Annotated in this window: 11 protein-coding genes; 5 read left to right on the top strand and 6 right to left on the bottom strand. The window is 74.4% G+C overall.

Features of this window, described 5'->3' with window-relative positions:
• Positions 1-5: 5 nt before the first annotated feature.
• From egtC to ACFVUY_RS06070, 5 genes are all read right to left on the bottom strand, one after another.
• Positions 6-755, bottom strand: coding sequence for an ergothioneine biosynthesis protein EgtC (gene egtC, locus ACFVUY_RS06050; protein WP_359901730.1), 750 nt, complete (start codon positions 753-755; stop codon positions 6-8).
• A complete protein-coding gene (gene egtB / locus ACFVUY_RS06055; RefSeq protein ID WP_387727677.1) occupies positions 755-2197 on the bottom strand; it encodes an ergothioneine biosynthesis protein EgtB in 1443 nt (480 codons plus the stop codon). Before egtB ends, egtC begins: the two co-directional genes overlap by 1 nt.
• Positions 2194-3570, bottom strand: a complete 1377-nt coding sequence (gene egtA, locus ACFVUY_RS06060; protein ID WP_387727679.1) for an ergothioneine biosynthesis glutamate--cysteine ligase EgtA — start codon at positions 3568-3570, stop codon at positions 2194-2196. The genes egtB and egtA overlap by 4 nt, the downstream gene beginning before the upstream one ends.
• Before the next feature lie 188 nt (positions 3571-3758).
• On the bottom strand, positions 3759-5012 hold the full coding sequence (locus ACFVUY_RS06065) for a MalY/PatB family protein (RefSeq protein WP_387727681.1): 1254 nt from the start codon (positions 5010-5012) through the stop codon (positions 3759-3761).
• Positions 5009-5521, bottom strand: a complete 513-nt coding sequence (locus tag ACFVUY_RS06070) for an SRPBCC family protein (protein WP_387727683.1) — start codon at positions 5519-5521, stop codon at positions 5009-5011. Before ACFVUY_RS06070 ends, ACFVUY_RS06065 begins: the two co-directional genes overlap by 4 nt.
• Before the next feature lie 249 nt (positions 5522-5770).
• On the opposite strand from ACFVUY_RS06070, the gene ACFVUY_RS06075 reads away from it, so the two are divergent.
• The 3 genes from ACFVUY_RS06075 (at position 5771) to ACFVUY_RS06085 (ending at position 12670) form a co-directional block, all read left to right on the top strand.
• On the top strand, positions 5771-6577 hold the full coding sequence (locus ACFVUY_RS06075; protein ID WP_387727685.1) for an SAM-dependent methyltransferase: 807 nt from the start codon (positions 5771-5773) through the stop codon (positions 6575-6577).
• Between the two features lie 169 nt (positions 6578-6746).
• The gene (locus ACFVUY_RS06080) at positions 6747-8864 is read left to right on the top strand and encodes a putative bifunctional diguanylate cyclase/phosphodiesterase (protein ID WP_387727687.1); all 2118 of its coding nucleotides are present in this window, start codon (positions 6747-6749) and stop codon (positions 8862-8864) included.
• Between the two features lie 425 nt (positions 8865-9289).
• Positions 9290-12670: a hypothetical protein gene (locus ACFVUY_RS06085; RefSeq protein ID WP_387727689.1), complete on the top strand. Its 3381-nt coding sequence runs from the start codon at positions 9290-9292 to the stop codon at positions 12668-12670.
• A gap of 142 nt (positions 12671-12812) precedes the next feature.
• Here the strand turns inward: ACFVUY_RS06085 and ribA are convergent, their stop codons facing one another.
• Positions 12813-13442 carry a GTP cyclohydrolase II gene (gene ribA / locus ACFVUY_RS06090; RefSeq protein WP_387727691.1) on the bottom strand — a complete coding sequence of 210 codons (630 nt, stop codon included), beginning with the start codon at positions 13440-13442 and terminating at the stop codon, positions 12813-12815.
• Positions 13443-13785: 343 nt separating this feature from the next.
• Here ribA and gdhA point away from each other — a divergent pair, with 343 nt between their 5' ends.
• Both gdhA and ACFVUY_RS06100 read left to right on the top strand, forming a co-directional pair.
• Complete coding sequence (gdhA, locus tag ACFVUY_RS06095; protein ID WP_387727693.1) at positions 13786-15180, top strand: NADP-specific glutamate dehydrogenase; 1395 nt, start codon at positions 13786-13788, stop codon at positions 15178-15180.
• Between the two features lie 215 nt (positions 15181-15395).
• A complete protein-coding gene (locus ACFVUY_RS06100; RefSeq protein ID WP_387727695.1) occupies positions 15396-16271 on the top strand; it encodes a GyrI-like domain-containing protein in 876 nt (291 codons plus the stop codon).
• Positions 16272-16437: the final 166 nt, after the last annotated feature.

Consider the following 16437-nt stretch of genomic DNA (forward strand, 5'->3'; position numbering starts at 1 on the left):
GGGGGTCAGTCGCGGCCGGGGAGGCGGTTCACGGCGATGCCGCGCGCGTCCACCAGCAGCAGCGAACCGTCCGGGACGGGCGTCCAGCCGGGCGCGTCGTCGTACGGCTCGGAGGCCACCACCGTGCCGAGGCCCGGCAGCGTGCGGTGGTACAGGGTGTCGCCCCAGGTGGTCGCGGCGATCGCGGTGCCGTCGGTGAGCAGCAGGTTGAGCCGGCCGGTGGTGTGCGCGGCGACGTCCGCCACGGTGCCCGCCAGCGCCTCGCCGAGCCCCGCGCCGGCCCGCAGCCGGTGCAGGGCGAGTGCCCACAGCAGCGCCGAGTCGGTGCGCGCCTGCAGGTCCAGCAGCTCGGCCGGGGGCAGCAGGGCGGCCAGGGCGTCCAGCTTGCCGGGCCAGCCGGCCACCGCGCCGTTGTGGCTGAACAGCCAGCGCTCGGCGGCGAACGGCGCGGCCGCGCCCTCGCCCGGCGCGCAGCCCTCGGTGGCGGAGCGGACGGCGGCCAGCAGCGCCCGGGTGCGGACCACCCGGGCGAGGTCGGCGAAGGTCTCGTCCGCCCAGATCGGACCGGTCCGGCGGTAGCGGGCGGGTACTTCGTCGCCGTCCGCGTACCAGCCGAGGCCGAAGCCGTCCGCGTTGACCGTGCCGTACTGCTGGACCCGGGGGGCCCAGGACTGCCGGTACAGGCCGTACGGCGGGTGCACCAGCAGTTCCCTGGGGGTCAACGGCTCGCCCAGATAGGCGATGTGACGGCACATCAGGCCGACTCCAGGTCGCGCGCGGTGCGGAACCCGGCGAAGATCTGCCGCCGGATCGGGTAGTCCCAGTTGCGGAAGGTGCCCCGGCAGGCCACCGGCGCCACCGCGAAGCAGCCGCCGCGCAGCACCTTGTACTCGGGGCCGAAGAACACCTCCGAGTACTCCTGGTACGGCCAGGCCCGGAACCCCGGGTAGGAGCGGAAGTCGCTGGCCGTCCACTCCCACACGTCGCCGATCAACTGGCGCACCCCGTACGGGGACTGCCCCTTCGGGTAGCTGCCCGCACCGGCCGGGCGCAGATGGCGCTGGCCGAGGTTGGCGTGCTCGGGGCCGGGCGGCCCGTCGCCCCAGGGGTAGCGGCGGGAGCGGCCGGTGGCCGGATCGTGCCGGGCCGCCTTCTCCCACTCGGCCTCGGTCGGCAGCCGCCGTCCGGCCCACCGGGCGTACGCGTCCGCCTCGTACCAGCTGACGTGCAGGACCGGCTCGTCCGGCTCGACCGGCGCGACCGTTCCGAAGCGCCGGCGCAGCCACTGGCCGTCCAGGTGGCGCCAGAAGAGCGGGGCGGTCAGGTCGGCGCGCCGGCGGTGCTCCCAGCCCTCCGGCGTCCACCAGCGCGGGTCGTCGTAGCCGCCGTCCGCGATGAACCGCTGGTAGGCCGCGTTGGTGACCGGGGCGGTGTCCAGCAGGAAGGCCGGCAGGTCGACGGTGTGCGCCGGGCGCTCGTTGTCCAGCGCCCACGGCTCGGTGTCCGTTCCCATGGTGAACGGCCCTGCGGGGATGAGCACTTCGGCGGGCAGGGTGGCCGCGTCGGCGGGCGCGGGCGGCGGCGGGGGAGCGGCCAGGGCCGGCTCGCCGGTGCGCAGCTGGTGGGTGATCAGCATGGTCTCGTCGTGCTGCTGCTCGTGCTGGGCGATCATCCCGAACGCGAACCCGGCCTCCAGCAGCGGCGCGCCCTCCAGCGGGCTGGCGGCCAGCAGGTCCAGCACCCGGCCGCGCACCTCGTGGGCGTAGGCGCGGGCCTCGGCCGGCGGCAGCAGCGGCAGGGCGGGGCGCTCGGCGCGGGGGTGCTGGAAGGCGTCGTAGAGCGGATCGATCTCCGGGTGCATCGGATCGCGGCCGCCGACGTTGCGCAGCAGCCAGAGCTCCTCCTGGTTGCCGATGTGCGCGAGGTCCCAGACCAGCGGGGACATCAGCGGGGAGTGCTGGGCGGTGAGATCGCCGTCCTCGACGCAGTCGGTCAGGGCGGCGGTGCGGGCGCGGGCGGCCAGCAGCTCGGTGGCGATGCTCTCGCGCAGTGCCTCGGTACCGGCGGTGCCGGCGGTGCCGAGGCCGTCGAGGCCGCCGGTGCTGCCGGTGGGGCCGGTGGAGCCGGTTCCACCCGTGGCGTCGGTGCGGTCCGTGCTGCCTGCCCCGGCGTCCCCGTGGGGTCGGACGTCGGTCATGATGCGGCCTCCTCCGGGGGAGTGCGTCGGGTGCCGGAGCGCAGGGCGTCCAGCTGGTCGTCGGCCGGGCAGCGGCCGCGCGCGGGGTAGCGCTCGGCGAACTCGGCGACGGCGGTGCGCAGCCGCCCGGCACCGGGCAGACGGCCCAGTGCGGCGTCGGCGGCGGCGAAGCAGGCGAGGGCGGCGCGGCGCAGCTCGGGGTCGGCCGTCGCCAGGGTGGCGGCGCGGCGCCAGACCCCGCTGCGCGGCGGTCGCGGACCCCCCTCCCGCCGGTCGACGGCGTCCAGCGGCTCCAGCGCGGCCAGTGCGGCATCGGCGGCCAGCGCGTCCTCCAGCAGTGCGGTGACCAGCGCGGTGACCACCACCCAGCCGTCCCCGGGCTGGGCGTCGATCATCCGCAGCTCCAGGTGGCCGCGCGGGCGCACCGGCGGGAAGAGGGTGGTGCGGTGGTAGTCCAAGTCGTCGAGGGTGGGCGGGCGTTCGCCCGCGCCGCGGATCCAGTCGCGGAACGTCAGACCGGCCGGGGCCGTCCAGGGCAGGCCCTCGGGCCGTCGCACGCACAGCACCCGGGCGTCCAGCACGTACTGCGCCCACGCCTCGCGCGGATCGCCGTGGTCCGGCTCGGGGGCCAGCGTGCGGGTCGGGTCCATCCTGGACCAGACGGTCTGCCGGGTGGACCGGTGACCGGTCGGACTGCCGTCCAGGATCGGCGAGTTGGCGAAGGCGGCGACCAGCACCGGGCCCAGCAGATGGGCCAGTCGCCAGCGGCGCTCCACCGCGTGCGGGCCGTCCGTGTCGCCGGCGTCCAGGCACACCTGCACCGACGCGGTACCGGTCATCATGATCCGGCCCCAGGGCCCCGCGGAGTCGAAGAAGCGCTCCATCGCGAGGTAGCGGGGGTGGTCCAGCACCATCGGTCGGGGACGGGCCAGCGGGTCCGTTCCGGTGCCGGTGAGTCGAAGGCCCTGCGCCGCGAAGGCGGCCCGCAGGGCGGTCAGATCACGTCGGGTGTCCTCGACGCAGGCCAGGAGGCCGGTGGCGGGCGGGGAGCTGAGCTCGACCTGTCCGCCGGGTTCGAGCGTGAGGCGCGAACCGGAGGGGAGGGAGTCGCCGTCCGGGCCGCCGAGGGGCAGCGAATCCAGTGCGGCGTGGAGCAGTTCCGGCCGTACGGGCCGGGTGGGACATTGATCGTCATGGACGAACCACTCGACCTCCACCCCCACCAGGCGGGGCGGTCCGATCTTGAAGCAGACGCCCGACACGTGGCTGCGCGCCCCCGATTCGGTCAACGGGGTCACCCCCGACGGGGGTAGTGGCGTGCTCTGCCGTTCGGGCGGAGTGGTGCGGGATACCGGTATCACCGGACTCACCATCCTCGGGATCACGATTGCGGCCCGGTCTACCCTGCCCAGTCTGCTACGGAGCATGCGGGGGCGCCCCGCAAAATTCGCGTGAACGTTCGTTTCTGCAGGTCAGAGGTGTGGCGAACGGGTGAGGGCGGGATTTCCGGCTGACCGGAGGGCGGGGCCCGGGCCCGATCCGGCCGGGGCATGTGCCGGGGTCACAGGCGCTCCAGCCGCTCCAGGACGGTCGTCAGGACCGGCCCCGGCAGGGCGTAGTTCAGCCGCAGCGAACCCCGGCCGCCGGAGCCGAACTCGGCGCCGTCGGAGGCCTCCAGGCCGCAGCGCTCCAGCAGGGCCCGGCGGGCGTCGGCGGGCGGCAGGCCGAGCGCGGCGGCGTCCAGCCAGAGCAGGTAGGAGGCGTGCGGGGCGGAGCGGACGGCGGGCCCGAGCCGGTCGGTCAGCCGGGTGCGGGCCGCGGCCAGGTGGCAGAGCAGCGCGTCCAGCCAGGGGCCGCCCTCGCGCAGTGCCGCCTGCTGCACGGTCTGCTCCAGCAGGCCGCCCTCCCAGAGGCCGTAGCCGGCCAGCGCCTCGGCGAACCGGGTGCGCAGCCCGGCATCGGGGACGAGGGCGAAACCGCTGGGGATGCCGGAGCAGTTGAAGGTCTTGCCGACGGAGTTGAGGGTGACGACGTGGCGCAGGTGCGCCGGGTCGGCGGTGGCGACGGCGACGGGGTGGGCGCGGCCGGGGTGGGTGAGGTCGCCGTGCACCTCGTCCGAGACCAGCAGCGCGCCGCTCTCGGCCGCCCACGCGGCGAGACCGCGCACCGCGCCGAGGGGCCACACGGTGCCGGAGGGGTTGTGCGGGTTGCTCAGCAGTACGGCGCCGGCGGGGCGGGGGAGCGGGCCGTGCGGGAGCCGGTAGCCGTCCGGGCCCAGGTGCAGCGGCAGCGCGTGGTGGGGGAGGCCGGCCGCGCGGCAGAGCTGGGCGAAACCGCCCCACTCGGGGGTGGGGAAGAGGACGGGGGCCTGCGGCCGTACGGTCTCCAGCAGAATGCGCAGCGCGGTGCGCGGACCGCAGGGCAGCAGCAGGACCCAGTCCGGGTCCACCGCGGCGCCGTGCCGGGCGCGGTACCAGTCGGCCACCAGGGTGCGGCCGGCCGGGTCGCACACCGTGTAGCCGTACGCGCGGTGGCGGGCGCGCCGTTCCAGCGCCTCGGCGACGGCGGGCGGGCCGGGCAGGTCCATGTCGGCGAGGCTCATCGGGATCACCCCGGGGGCGTCCGCGCGGGCCCACTTGCTGCTGCCGGTGCCGGTCCGGTCGAAGGGGGCGTCGAACCCGAAGTCGAACCCGAAGTCGAAGTCGGGGGCGGCGCCGGGGTCTGGGGCGGAGCGGGGGTCGGAGGCGGGAGCGCCGCGAACAGATGACAGATTTCGAAATCTGTCATCTGTTCGCTGAAAGCTGTCGTCCGTCATCTGTTCGCCGTCACCCGCCGCTCGTCGTCCGTCGTCCCGCCGCCCGCCAGATGGGCGGCGAGCCCCCGCCGCCCCCGGCGCATCATCACCGCGTGGTTGGCCCGGAACAGCGGGTGCAGCGGCAGGGCGAGCCGGCGCAGCAAGGGCTTGCCGGGCCGGGTGTCCTCCTCGAACAGCACCCGGCTGCCCGCGCTGTCCGCGCTGCCCGCGCCGCCGGTGGCGTCCGGCGTCACCGTGAACCGCGTCCACCCGGTCAGGTCGCCCCGCATGATCACCTCCAGCACCCCGGCGTCCGGGTCGCGCCGGGTCGCCACCAGGCCGATCACCAGCCGGTACGGCAGCAGCGCGCGCACCACTACGTCCCCGCGGCCCTCGCCGGTCGGCCGGACCTCGCGGATCTCCGGCCACCACAGCGGGTAGCTCCGCACGTCCTCCAGTGCCGCGTACACGGCGGGCGCCGGAGCCGCGAGCCGCCAGACGCCCCGGAATCGGTAGTGGTTGGGGTCCACCACCCCACCCTAGTGCGGCCCGGCCGGCCCGAGGGGCGAACGCCGGTGGACCGTTGTCGAGTTGGTCCCCGGTGCGGACCCGCGCCGGAGGGCGGGCGTTCCGGAGGTGTCAGTCCTTCGGGAGGGATGCATTCCGCTTGCACCCGTTCGGGGTGCGGGGGAGGATCTTGTGTGCTTGTAGTCTCAACAGTCACAGCGGCATCCCCAGGGTGCTGCCACCCCAGAAACCGGAGTGAAGGAGTCACAGGCATGCGGCGACCGAGCTGGGTACCGGAGGGTACGGACCTGGACAAACCGAACGCCGCGCGGGTCTACGACTACTACCTGGGGGGCTCCCACAACTTCGAGGTCGACCGGGAGATGGCCCGCAAGGCGATGGCCCTGTGGCCGGAGCTGCCGCAGATCATGCGCTCCAACCGCGCCTTCCTGCGGCGCGCCGTGACCTTCCTCGCCGAGCAGGGCGTCAGCCGCTTCCTGGACATCGGCTCCGGCATCCCGACCTTCAGCGCGGTGCACGAGATCGCCCGCGAGATCCGCCCCGGGGCGAAGGTCGTCTACGTGGACCGCGACCCGGTCGCCGTCGCGCACAGCCGTCTGCTGCTGGAGGACGACCCGGACAGCGCCGTCGTCCAGGCCGACCTGCGCGACGTGGCCGACCTGCTGGCCCGCCCCGAGGTCGCCGAGCTGCTGGCGGCCGGCGAGCCGGTGGCCGTGCTGCTGGTCGCCGTCGCCCACTTCGTCAGCGACGAGGAGGACCCGTGGAAGCTGATCGGCGTGATCCGCGACGCCCTCCCGCCCGGCAGCGCGCTGGTGCTCTCGCACGCCTCACTGGAGGGCCGCCCGGACCAGGCGGAGGACCACCAGAAGCTGTACCGGATGACGCCGACCCCGCTGACCATGCGCACCCACGAGCAGATCACCGCGATGTTCTCCGGCTTCGAGCTGGTCGAGCCGGGTGTGGTCTACCTGCCGCAGTGGCGCCCGGACCAGCCCGGTACGGTCGGTGAGCACCCCGAGCGGATGACCGGGGTGGCGGGCGTGGGGTTCCGCCCTTGATCGGACGCGACGGACGAGGCACCGACGGCCGTGCGCCCCGCGCGGCGGCCGCCGGAAGCGCGGTGCCGGGCCCGGGCGGCAGCACGACCCGGGGCAACGGGAGCGGCCGAGCGGCCGTCGCCGGGCCCGCCGCGACCGGCGCGCACAGCAGAGGAACCAGGTTCAGCAGATGAGTACCACCCCGGTGCGCGGCAACGCGGAGCGGTTCCACGAGGACTGGGCCCGGCTGCTCTCCGCCGACCACGGCATCGCCGTCCACCCCGGCCTGCTCGGCCGGCTGGTCGCGCGCACCGCCGCGCTGCTGCACCGCGCCCAGGAGGACGACCCGTTCGAGCCGCGGCTGGCCGCGCAGGCCGGCGCCGAACTGGTCGACGCGCACTTCACCGACCCGGTGCTGCTGGCCCGGGCGGTCGAGCTGCTCCAGGCGCAGCCCGTCCACGACGACCGCGGCCCGGCCCTGACCGGCGCCTTCGCGGCCGGCTGGGCGGGCGCCCTGCGCGAGCGCACGCTGATCGAGCAGGAGGCGATCCGCACCGCCGCCGACGCCGCCCGCAAGGAGGCCGAGCGGGCGCTGCGCGCGTCCGAGGCCCGGTTCCGGGCGCTGTTCGAGAGCGCCGCGATCGGCATCGGCATCGGCGACACCGACGGCAACATCATGGCGGTCAACAAGGCCCTCCAGGACCTGTTCGGCGCGGGCCCGGAGGACATGATCGGGCGCCGGGTCGGCGACCTCGTGCACCCCGAGGACACCCCGGGCGTGTGGGAGGCGTACGAGGAGCTGATCAGCGGCAAGCGGGACTACTTCCAGTTCGACAAGCCGTACTACCGCCAGGACGGCGAGGTGATCTGGACCCACCTGACCGTCTCGCTGATCCGCGACGACGACGGCATCCCGCAGTACCAGGTCGCGATGCTGGAGGACGTCACCGACCGCTACCGGCTCCAGGAGCGGCTGCGCCACCAGGCCACCCACGACCCGCTGACCGGCCTGCCCAACCGCGCGGCCTTCTTCGAGCGGCTGGAGAAGCTGTTCGAGGAGCCCGAGCCGGGTGCCCGCTTCGGCCTCTGCTACGTCGACCTCGACGGCTTCAAGGTGGTCAACGACAGCCTCGGCCACGACATGGGCGACCAGCTGCTGGCCGCCGTCGGCGCCCGGCTGAAGGCCGCCCTCAGCCCGCTGGGCCACCTGGTCGCCCGGCTCGGCGGCGACGAGTTCGTCGTCCTGCTGGAGCGCTGCCGGGGCGAGCAGGAGGCGGTGGCCGCCGCGAAGACCGTGCTCAAGGCGCTCGCCGGGCCGGTGCTGATCGGCGACCACAAGCTCGCCGTCGGTGCCAGCGTCGGCGTGCTGGAGCGGCGGGTGTCCACCACCACCCCGGGCGCGGCCGTCCGCGCCGCCGACCTCACGCTGTACCGCGCCAAGGAGGCCGGCCGCGGCCGCTGGACGCTGTTCGACCCCAAGGAGAACGCCCGCGCGGTCAGCCGCTACGCGGTGTCGGTGCGGATGCCCGCGGCCCTCGACCGCGGCGAGTTCTTCATCGACTACCAGCCGCTCTACCGCCTCGCGGACGGCCGGCTGGCCGCCGTGGAGGCACTGGTGCGCTGGCGCCACCCGCAGCTCGGCGTGCTCGGCCCGGACGAGTTCGTCACCACCGCCGAGGAGACCGGGCTGATCATGCCGCTCGGCCGCTGGGTGCTGGAGCAGGCCTGCGGTCAGGCCGCGGACTGGATCAAGCAGTACGGCGACGCCGCCCCGCAGCTGAACGTCAACCTGGCGGTCCGGCAGGCCCGCAGCGCCGCCCTGGTCACCGACCTCGGCCGGATCCTCGACGGCACCGGACTGGACCCGGCCCGGCTGCAGCTGGAGATCACCGAGTCGACCGTGGTCGGGCCCGAGGACGAGGCGCTGCGCACCCTGCACGGGCTGGTCGACCTCGGGGTGTCGCTGGCCGTGGACGACTTCGGCACCGGCTGGTCCAACCTCGCCTACCTGCGCGACCTGCCGGTCTCCGGGCTGAAGATCGCCGGTTCCTTCGTCGGCGACCTGCACGAACCGGGAAAGGACGAGTCCACCGGGTGGCGCATCGTCAGCGGACTGGTGTCGATGGCGCACGCGCTCGGGCTGAACGTCACCGCCGAGGGCGTGGAGACCCACCGGGACGCGGAGCGGCTGCGGACCATGGGCTGCGACTGGGCGCAGGGGTGGCACTTCGGGCGCCCGGTGCGGCCCGACGAGATCGCCCGGCGGATCGTGGAGGAGCCGACGGGGCGCCCGGTCGGGGAGCGCTGAGGGCCGACGGCGCCCGGTTGCGCGTCGCGGGAGGCGCTTGCGTACCGGTCCTGCGACGGGTCGGTCCTGATCCGGAAAAGCGCCCGACACCCGCGCCCGCCGTGCGGGATGATGACGCGTCACAATCCACCCCGGCACCGGTGCGCCCGCGGTCACGACCCCGCGCCGGTCCGGGCTGCGGGGGAGGGAAACGTCGCATGGGCACGACGGAGGACGCGGATTCGGCCGAGGGTGAACGGCGCGGGCCGAGGCCCCGGTCGGCCGCCGGAGCCGAGCCGGGGAATCCGCCGGGGAGCAGGGTGGAGCGGTGGTCGCGGGGGCGTTGGCGCTCCGAAGCCTCCTCTGACCGGCCCTCCCGGCTCGGGTCGGTCCCGCCCGGGTCGGTGCCTTCAGAGTCGGTGCCTTCAGGGTCGGTGCCGCCCGGGGTGGATCCGCCGACCCGGGTGGACCCGCGCGCCGCGACCCGTCGGGCGCCCGCCGTCCCGCCGCGCTTCGACCCGGAGGCGGCGACGCGTCGGACCTCCCGCGCCGAGCCGCGCTTCGACCCGGAGGCGGCCACCCGCCGCAGGCCGGATGCCGGGCGGGGGTCCGACCCGGACGCCCTGACGGAGGTCCGGCCGGGGAGGCCGGGGAGTCCTGGGAGTCCGGGCCGGCCGGGGCATCCGACGCACCCGGGGCGTTCGGTCGGCGCCGACCCGGAGGCGGTCACCGAGGTCGTCCGGCCCAGGTCCGGGGCGGGAGGCGGAGGCGGCTCGCCCTCCTGGCAGGACGGCATCGGGCCCGGCGGTCCCGCTCCGGCCGGAGGCCCCGGCGGACGCCCGGGCTCCGACGGCCCGTTCGAGGGCGCCTTCCCGGACGCCCTGCGCGGCCGCTTCATCCCGCTGGGCCGGGCCGGGGCCGGTTCCGAGGGCACCGTCTGGTACGTCCGGCGCACCGACGGAGGCGGTGACGCGGCCGTCAAGGTGGCCGTCGCCGGCCACCCGATGGACCACGACCTGCTCGCCCACCTGCGCAACGACGGATTCCGCCGGCACGTCCCGCACCTGATCGACTTCGGCCGGGTCGGCCACCACGGCGCCCAGGTGGACTGGGTGGCCATGGAGTACCTGCCGGTCACCCTCGCCGCGCACGTCGCCGGGCTGTGGCGGGAGGGCGGTCACGGCGACCCGCGGACCACCGAGCAGATCGTCTACGAGCTCGTCGCCCTGCTCGACTTCTGGCAGCAGCGGATCAAGCGCAACCCACTGGACTTCAAGCCCGCCAACATCCTGGTGCGCCCCGGCAGCGGGTCCGGGGAGTTCGTGATCGCCGACTTCGGCGGCGTCGACCGGCTCACCGACAGCCGCCGGTTCACCTCCGCGATGATGGTCACCGTCGCCTACATGGCCCCCGAGCAACTGGCCGGCAAGAACCACCAGGCCGGGCCCTGGTGGGGGCTCGGCAATGTGCTGTACGAGCTGTTCGTCGGCCGCCCGCGCTTCATCGGCGCGGACGGCGAGCGCCCGGCCGACCAGGAGCTGGAACTGGAACTGGTCATGGGCGAGGAGGTGGACCTCGCAGCAGTCCGTGACCCGCGCCAACTGCTGCTCCTCCAGGGGCTGTTCACCAAGAAGCCGGAGGACCGCTGGACCGCGCCGCAGGTCCGCGGCTGGCTGGCCGGCGGCACCCCCGAGGTGATCCGCCGCCGGCCGCAGGCGCAGGCCCGGGCGCACCGGCCGGTCACCTTCCTCGGCAACCCGTTCACCGACCCGGTCCGGCTCACCGAGGCGCTGCTCAAGAACTCCGGCGCGGCGGCCCGCTGGCTCGCCACCGGGGGAGCGGAACGAGTGCGCGACTGGCTGCGGGACGAGGTCGAGGACACCGTCTTCGACCTGCACTACCTCTCCGACGTGGCCCGGGCGCCCGGCTCCCGGCGCGAGTCCGTGGCGGCGGTCGCGGTACTCGCCCTGGGCGCCGCCTTCGCCCCGGGCACCGTCCCGCACTACCGCGACCGCCCGATCGACACCACCGGCCTGGAACGCGTCGTCACCGAACCGGACGGCGCCGAGTTCATCGACGAACTGGTCCGGGGCGGGGCGCCGACCGTGGTCGCCCGCTACGACTGCTTCCACCCCGAGTGCGCGGGCGAGCACTGCTCGCGGCAGCTCGCGCTGGCCGGACTGCCGGAGGTGCTGGCCGAGGTGGACCGGCTGGCGCGCACCGTCGGCGGCGGCCGGCGCGGCGGCCACGGGCTCAGCCCGGAGGAACGCGAGGAGGCGCACCGGCAGGCGGTCTGGCTGAGCATCCGGCCCGAGGAGCGCGCACGGCTGCTCGGCCGGCTCTCGCCGCTGCCCGCCGCCCTGCACCGGCTGCCGCTGCCCGAGCGGGTGTCCGAACTCGCGGCCGTGGTGGCCGCCACGGTGGTGGACGGCGCGCTGGCGGTGGACGCGGGCGCCCGCACCGCCGTACGGGCAGCGGCCCGCAGGCCGGCGCCGGACCCGGCGGCGGCCACCGCCCGGGACGTGGTGCGGCGCCGCTGGTCCGCGCTGCGGCGCCGGGCGGTGGGCGCCGACCCGGCGCAGCCGGGCGGACGGGCGGTCCTGATCGCGGCGGAGGCACTGCGGCGGCGCGGCCGGGGACGGTCCGAGCAGTCCGAGCGGCCCGATCGGCCCGAGCCGGAGGCCGGGGTACGACAGGAAGGGCGAGTGGCCCGGCTGTGGCGCAACCGGCGCCGGCGGCCCCCGGTGGACCGGCGGGCCCGACTGGCGGCCTGGTGGCCCTACGCCCGCACCGCGCTGCCGCGCCGGGCCGGGGCGGTCCTGGTGCTGCTCCTCGCCTTCGGACTGCTGCTGTGGGCGGGAGCGGTGCTCCGCTACCCGGTCGAGGCGGGCGACAAGCTCGACCTCTCGCCCGCCGGCGCCTTCGGCGGTCACCTGCGCGACGCCGGCGACCACGCGGCCCGGCAGGTGGTCGGACAGCTCGGTGCGGGGCTCGTGGCGGCCGCCGTGATCGCCTTCTTCCCCGCCCGGGTGGGCATCGGCACGGCGCTGCTGACCGGGGCCGGGGCCCTCGCCATCGGCTACCTGCGGCTCGGGCCGCCGGTGACAGTGCCGGCGACGCCGCAGTCGGTGGCCGACCGGGTGGTCGTGTTCGAGGGCGGGATGGGGAGCTGGGCCGGCATCGCGGCGGTGGTGGCGATCGTGGTCTCGCTCGTCCTGGTGGAACGGGCCTCCAACCGGCTGCTGAAGCCCGCTCAGGAGGCGCGCAGCCGGGTCCGGGCGGCCTGGCGGCGGCTGGACGAGCGGAGCGCTGAGCACTCGCCCGGGGCCGCCGGCGGCGAACGGATGTGGAGCGCGCCGTCCGCGCGGTGGCGGACGGGCGGCGCGGGGACCCGCGACCGGGTGCGGTTCGCGCTCGGGACGACGGCGGTGCTGGTACTGCTGCTGTGGGCGGCGGTCGAGGTCAGACTCGCGGCCACCGGGGTGCACCGGACGCCCGGTTCCTGGGGGACGGGACAGAGCGGCGCGGCCTACCAGGCCGGGTTCGTCCTGCTGCTGGCGGTGGTGTCGCTGGTGAGCGCCCTCGGGACTCCGGCCACCGCCCGGGGGCTGTTCGCGCTCTGGATCCCGGCCACCCTGTTCCTGGGGGCCTGGCCCGGGCCGCTGGGACCGGTCGAGGCACTGCGGATACCGGTGTTCGAAGGGCCGTTCAGGTCGATCGCCGGGCTGTGGGGGCACGGGGCCTTCTGGGCCGCCCTGCTGGTGATGCTGCCACTGGCGGCGTACGGGGGGCTGTGGACGGTCCGGGGACGGGCGGGGCGCAGGTGAGGGGCGACGACTGACAGCTGGCAGCGGACAGATGACAGATGACGACTGACGGATGACAGCTGACAGATTTCGAAATCTGTCAGCTGTCATCCGTCATCTGTTCGCTGTTCTCTGTTCGCTGCGGCCCGTTCTCTGTCGGCGCTCAGCCGACCAGTCGGGAGAGCTCGATCGAGTGTCCCGTCCGCTCCACCTTCGCCCGCAGGTAGCGGACGTTGCTCGCCGACAGGTGCACGCCCGTCGGCACCCGGTGCCGCACGACGATCCCCAGCTCGGCCAGCTGCGCCGCCTTGTCCGGGTTGTTGCTCAGCAGGTCGATGCCCGTGGCGCCGAGCGCGGCGAGCATCTGGGCGGCCGCGGTGTAGTCCCGGCCGTCCTCGGGCAGGCCGAGGGCGGTGTTGGCGTCGTACGTGTCCAGGCCGGAGTCCTGGAGGGCGTACGCGTCCAGCTTGTTGTAGAGCCCGATGCCGCGGCCCTCCTGCCGCAGGTAGAGCAGGTACCCGCCGGCCTCGCTGATCCGCTCCACCGACTCGCGCAGCTGCGGCCCGCAGTCGCAGCGGTCGGAGCCGAAGACGTCGCCGGTCAGGCACTCGGAGTGCAGCCGCACCAGCGGCGTCCCGCCCTCGGGGACCGTGCCGAGCGCGAGCGCCAGGTGCTCGGCACCGTCGGCGAGGCCGTGGAAGGTGAAGGTCTCCGCCTCGGCGCGGTAGCCGTCGGGGAAGGTCAGCGGGATGCGCACACGCGAGCGCACCGTGGCGGAGCCGGGCTGCGGCATGGGTGGGCCTCCGTGGATCGGGGGTGGACCGGAACGAATCAGGGGTGGACCGGGACGAACCGGGTGGGTTCGACCGGTCCGGACGGATCGCGGTGGATCGGAGGTCGACCGTACTAGGTAGTTCCAATTTGAACAACTACCGGGCCGATGGGACGGGGCTCGACCGCGGAGGCGCACAACACCCCACCGGTCCCGACTGTTCCCACCAGGCCTTCCAGCATGTGGATGGTGCGGGACCCGCGGTGTGGACACTGCGACACTTGCCGCGTTTCCTGGGCACGTCCCTCAGGCCCGCCGGGACACCGCGCACGCCAATCGACGACCACGGAAGGGTCCTGACCAGATGCCGCTGACCCCCGCCACCCCCCACTCCTCCCTCGACTCCTCCCTCGACGCCGAGCGGCGCGCGATAGAGGCGCTCTACGCGGACGTGGTCCGCCGCAACCGGGGCGAGGACGAGTTCCACCAGGCCGTCCACGAGGTGCTGGAGACCCTCGCGCCGGTGCTGGCCCACCGCCCCGAGCTCCTCGACGCCCGGATCATCGAGCGGATCTGCGAGCCCGAGCGGCAGCTGATGTTCCGGGTGCCGTGGACGGACGACTCCGGCGACATCCACGTCAACCGCGGCTTCCGGGTGGAGTTCAGCAGCGCCCTCGGGCCGTACAAGGGCGGGCTGCGCTTCCACCCCTCGGTGAACCTCGGGATCGTCAAGTTCCTGGGCTTCGAGCAGATCTTCAAGAACGCGCTCACCGGTCTGCCCATCGGCGGGGGCAAGGGCGGCTCCGACTTCGACCCCAAGGGCCGGTCGGATGCCGAGATCATGCGGTTCTGCCAGTCCTTCATGACCGAGCTCTACCGCCACCTCGGCGAGTACACCGACGTGCCGGCCGGGGACATCGGCGTCGGCGGCCGGGAGATCGGCTACCTCTTCGGCCAGTACAAGCGGATCACCAACCGGTACGAGAGCGGCGTGCTCACCGGAAAGGGCCTCGGCTGGGGCGGCGCGCAGGTCCGTACCGAAGCCACCGGCTACGGCTGCGTCATGTTCACCTCCGAGATGCTGCACAGTCGCGGCGAGAGCCTGGACGGGCGCCGGGTGGTCGTCTCCGGGGCCGGAAACGTCGCGGTCTACGCGATCGAGAAGGCCCAGCAGCTCGGCGCGACCGTGCTCACCTGCTCCGACTCCTCCGGTTACGTGGTGGACGAGAAGGGCATCGACCTCGACCTGCTCAAGGAGGTCAAGGAGGTCCGGCGAGGCCGGGTCTCCGACTACGCCCGACTGCGCGGTGGCCACGTCCGGTTCGTCGAGGGCCCGGGGGTGTGGAGCGTTCCCTGCGACGTCGCGCTGCCCTGCGCCACCCAGAACGAGCTGGCGGAGACCGACGCGCTGGCCCTGGTGCGCAACGGGGTGCTGGCCGTCGCCGAGGGCGCGAACATGCCCACCACCCCGGAGGCGGTGCGGGTGTTCCAGGAGGCCGGGGTGGCCTTCGGTCCGGGCAAGGCGGCGAACGCCGGCGGCGTCGCGACCAGCGCCCTGGAGATGCAGCAGAACGCCTCGCGCGACTCCTGGACCTTCGAGCACACCGAGGAGCGGCTGGCCGGGATCATGAAGCACGTCCATGACTCCTGCTTCACCACCGCCGAGCGCTACGGCCACCCGGGCAACTACGTGGTCGGTGCGAACATCGCCGGCTTCGAGCTGGTCGCCGACGCGATGCTGGCCCAGGGCCTGATCTGAGCCGCTGACGCGAGGCCCGCCGGCGCAAGGCCGCTGCCTCGGCGCCGCCGAGGCGGCACCGCCGAATCCGGGCCGCCGACGGCCGTCACCCGACGGCCGTCACCCGGCGATCGGTAGCCGGCGATCGGTACCCGACCGGAGCGGGCACCGATTGTCGGGTGCGGCAGGGTGGGTCCTTCCTACGGTGAGTGTCACAAGGGAAGGACGGGGTTGGCGTGCTGGAGCACCTGAACCGGGCGATGGACCGGATCGAACGAGACCTGGACCGCGAGGTCGACGTGGCCGAGCTGGCGCGGATCGCGATGACGTCGGAGTACCACTTCCGGCGGCTGTTCTCGATGCTCGCCGGGATGCCGTTGTCGGAGTACGTCCGGCGTCGGCGGCTCACCGTCGCCGGGGCCGAAGTCCTCGACGGTGAGCAGACGTTGCTCGACATCGCGGTCCGGTACGGGTACTCCTCGGGAGAGGCGTTCGCCCGGGCGTTCCGGGCCATGCACGGAGTCGGGCCGGGCGAGGTCCGGCGCGACGGTGCGGTGCTCGTCTCCCAGCCCCGGATGTCCTTCCGACTCGTCGTGGAGGGGAGCAGCAGCATGGAATACCGGATCGTGGAGAAGCCGGACTTCCGGATCGTCGGCAAGAAGGCCCGGGTCACCCTGATCTACGTGGGGATCAACCCGGGGATCGCCGAGTTCATCAAGGGGCTCGACAAGGACACGGTCGCTCGGATCGCGGCCCTGTCCGGGGACGACCCGGCCGGGATCCTCTCGGTGAGCGACGACTTCTCGCCGAACCGCGAGGAGGGGTCCGAACTCGACTACTGGCACGCGGTGGTGGCGCGCGACGGTGTCGCCGTCCCGGCGGATCTGGACGTGCTCGACGTCCCGGCCGGCACCTGGGCGGTGTTCACCAACACCGGGCCGTTCCCGCAGGCCCTGCAGGAGATGTGGGGGGACGTGGCGAGCCAGTGGTTCCCGTCCAACCCGTACGAGGCCCGGCCGGGTCCGGAGATCCTCCGGGTCCGCCCCGTGCCGGGGACGGGCGACGCCGAGGCGGAGCTGTGGATCCCGGTGGCACGGCCCGTGCGCAGCTGATGGATGGCGGGCGGCAGCCGGCGGGCTCCTGCTGTCGGACGCCCGTCGCCGGACGCCCGTCGCCGGACGCCCGCCGTCGGACAAAGCCGACAGATAACAGATGACGAATAACAGATGACAGCTGACAGATTTCGAAATCTGTCAGCTGTCATCTGTTCGTCCACCC

The organism is Kitasatospora sp. NPDC058063 (assembly GCF_042885395.1).
GTDB lineage: Bacteria > Actinomycetota > Actinomycetes > Streptomycetales > Streptomycetaceae > Kitasatospora > Kitasatospora lactacystinica.

Bases quoted from the DNA above. Each gene is read 5' to 3' on its own strand.
- egtC (WP_359901730.1), bottom strand. From the start codon at position 755: ATGTGCCGTCACATCGCCTATCTGGGCGAGCCGTTGACCCCCAGGGAA.
- ACFVUY_RS06080 (WP_387727687.1), top strand. From the start codon at position 6,747: ATGAGTACCACCCCGGTGCGCGGCAACGCGGAGCGGTTCCACGAGGAC.
- ACFVUY_RS06075 (WP_387727685.1), top strand. From the start codon at position 5,771: ATGCGGCGACCGAGCTGGGTACCGGAGGGTACGGACCTGGACAAACCG.
- ACFVUY_RS06065 (WP_387727681.1), bottom strand. From the start codon at position 5,012: ATGACGGACGACAGCTTTCAGCGAACAGATGACAGATTTCGAAATCTG.
- gdhA (WP_387727693.1), top strand. From the start codon at position 13,786: ATGCCGCTGACCCCCGCCACCCCCCACTCCTCCCTCGACTCCTCCCTC.
- ribA (WP_387727691.1), bottom strand. From the start codon at position 13,442: ATGCCGCAGCCCGGCTCCGCCACGGTGCGCTCGCGTGTGCGCATCCCG.
- egtA (WP_387727679.1), bottom strand. From the start codon at position 3,570: ATGGTGAGTCCGGTGATACCGGTATCCCGCACCACTCCGCCCGAACGG.
- egtB (WP_387727677.1), bottom strand. From the start codon at position 2,197: ATGACCGACGTCCGACCCCACGGGGACGCCGGGGCAGGCAGCACGGAC.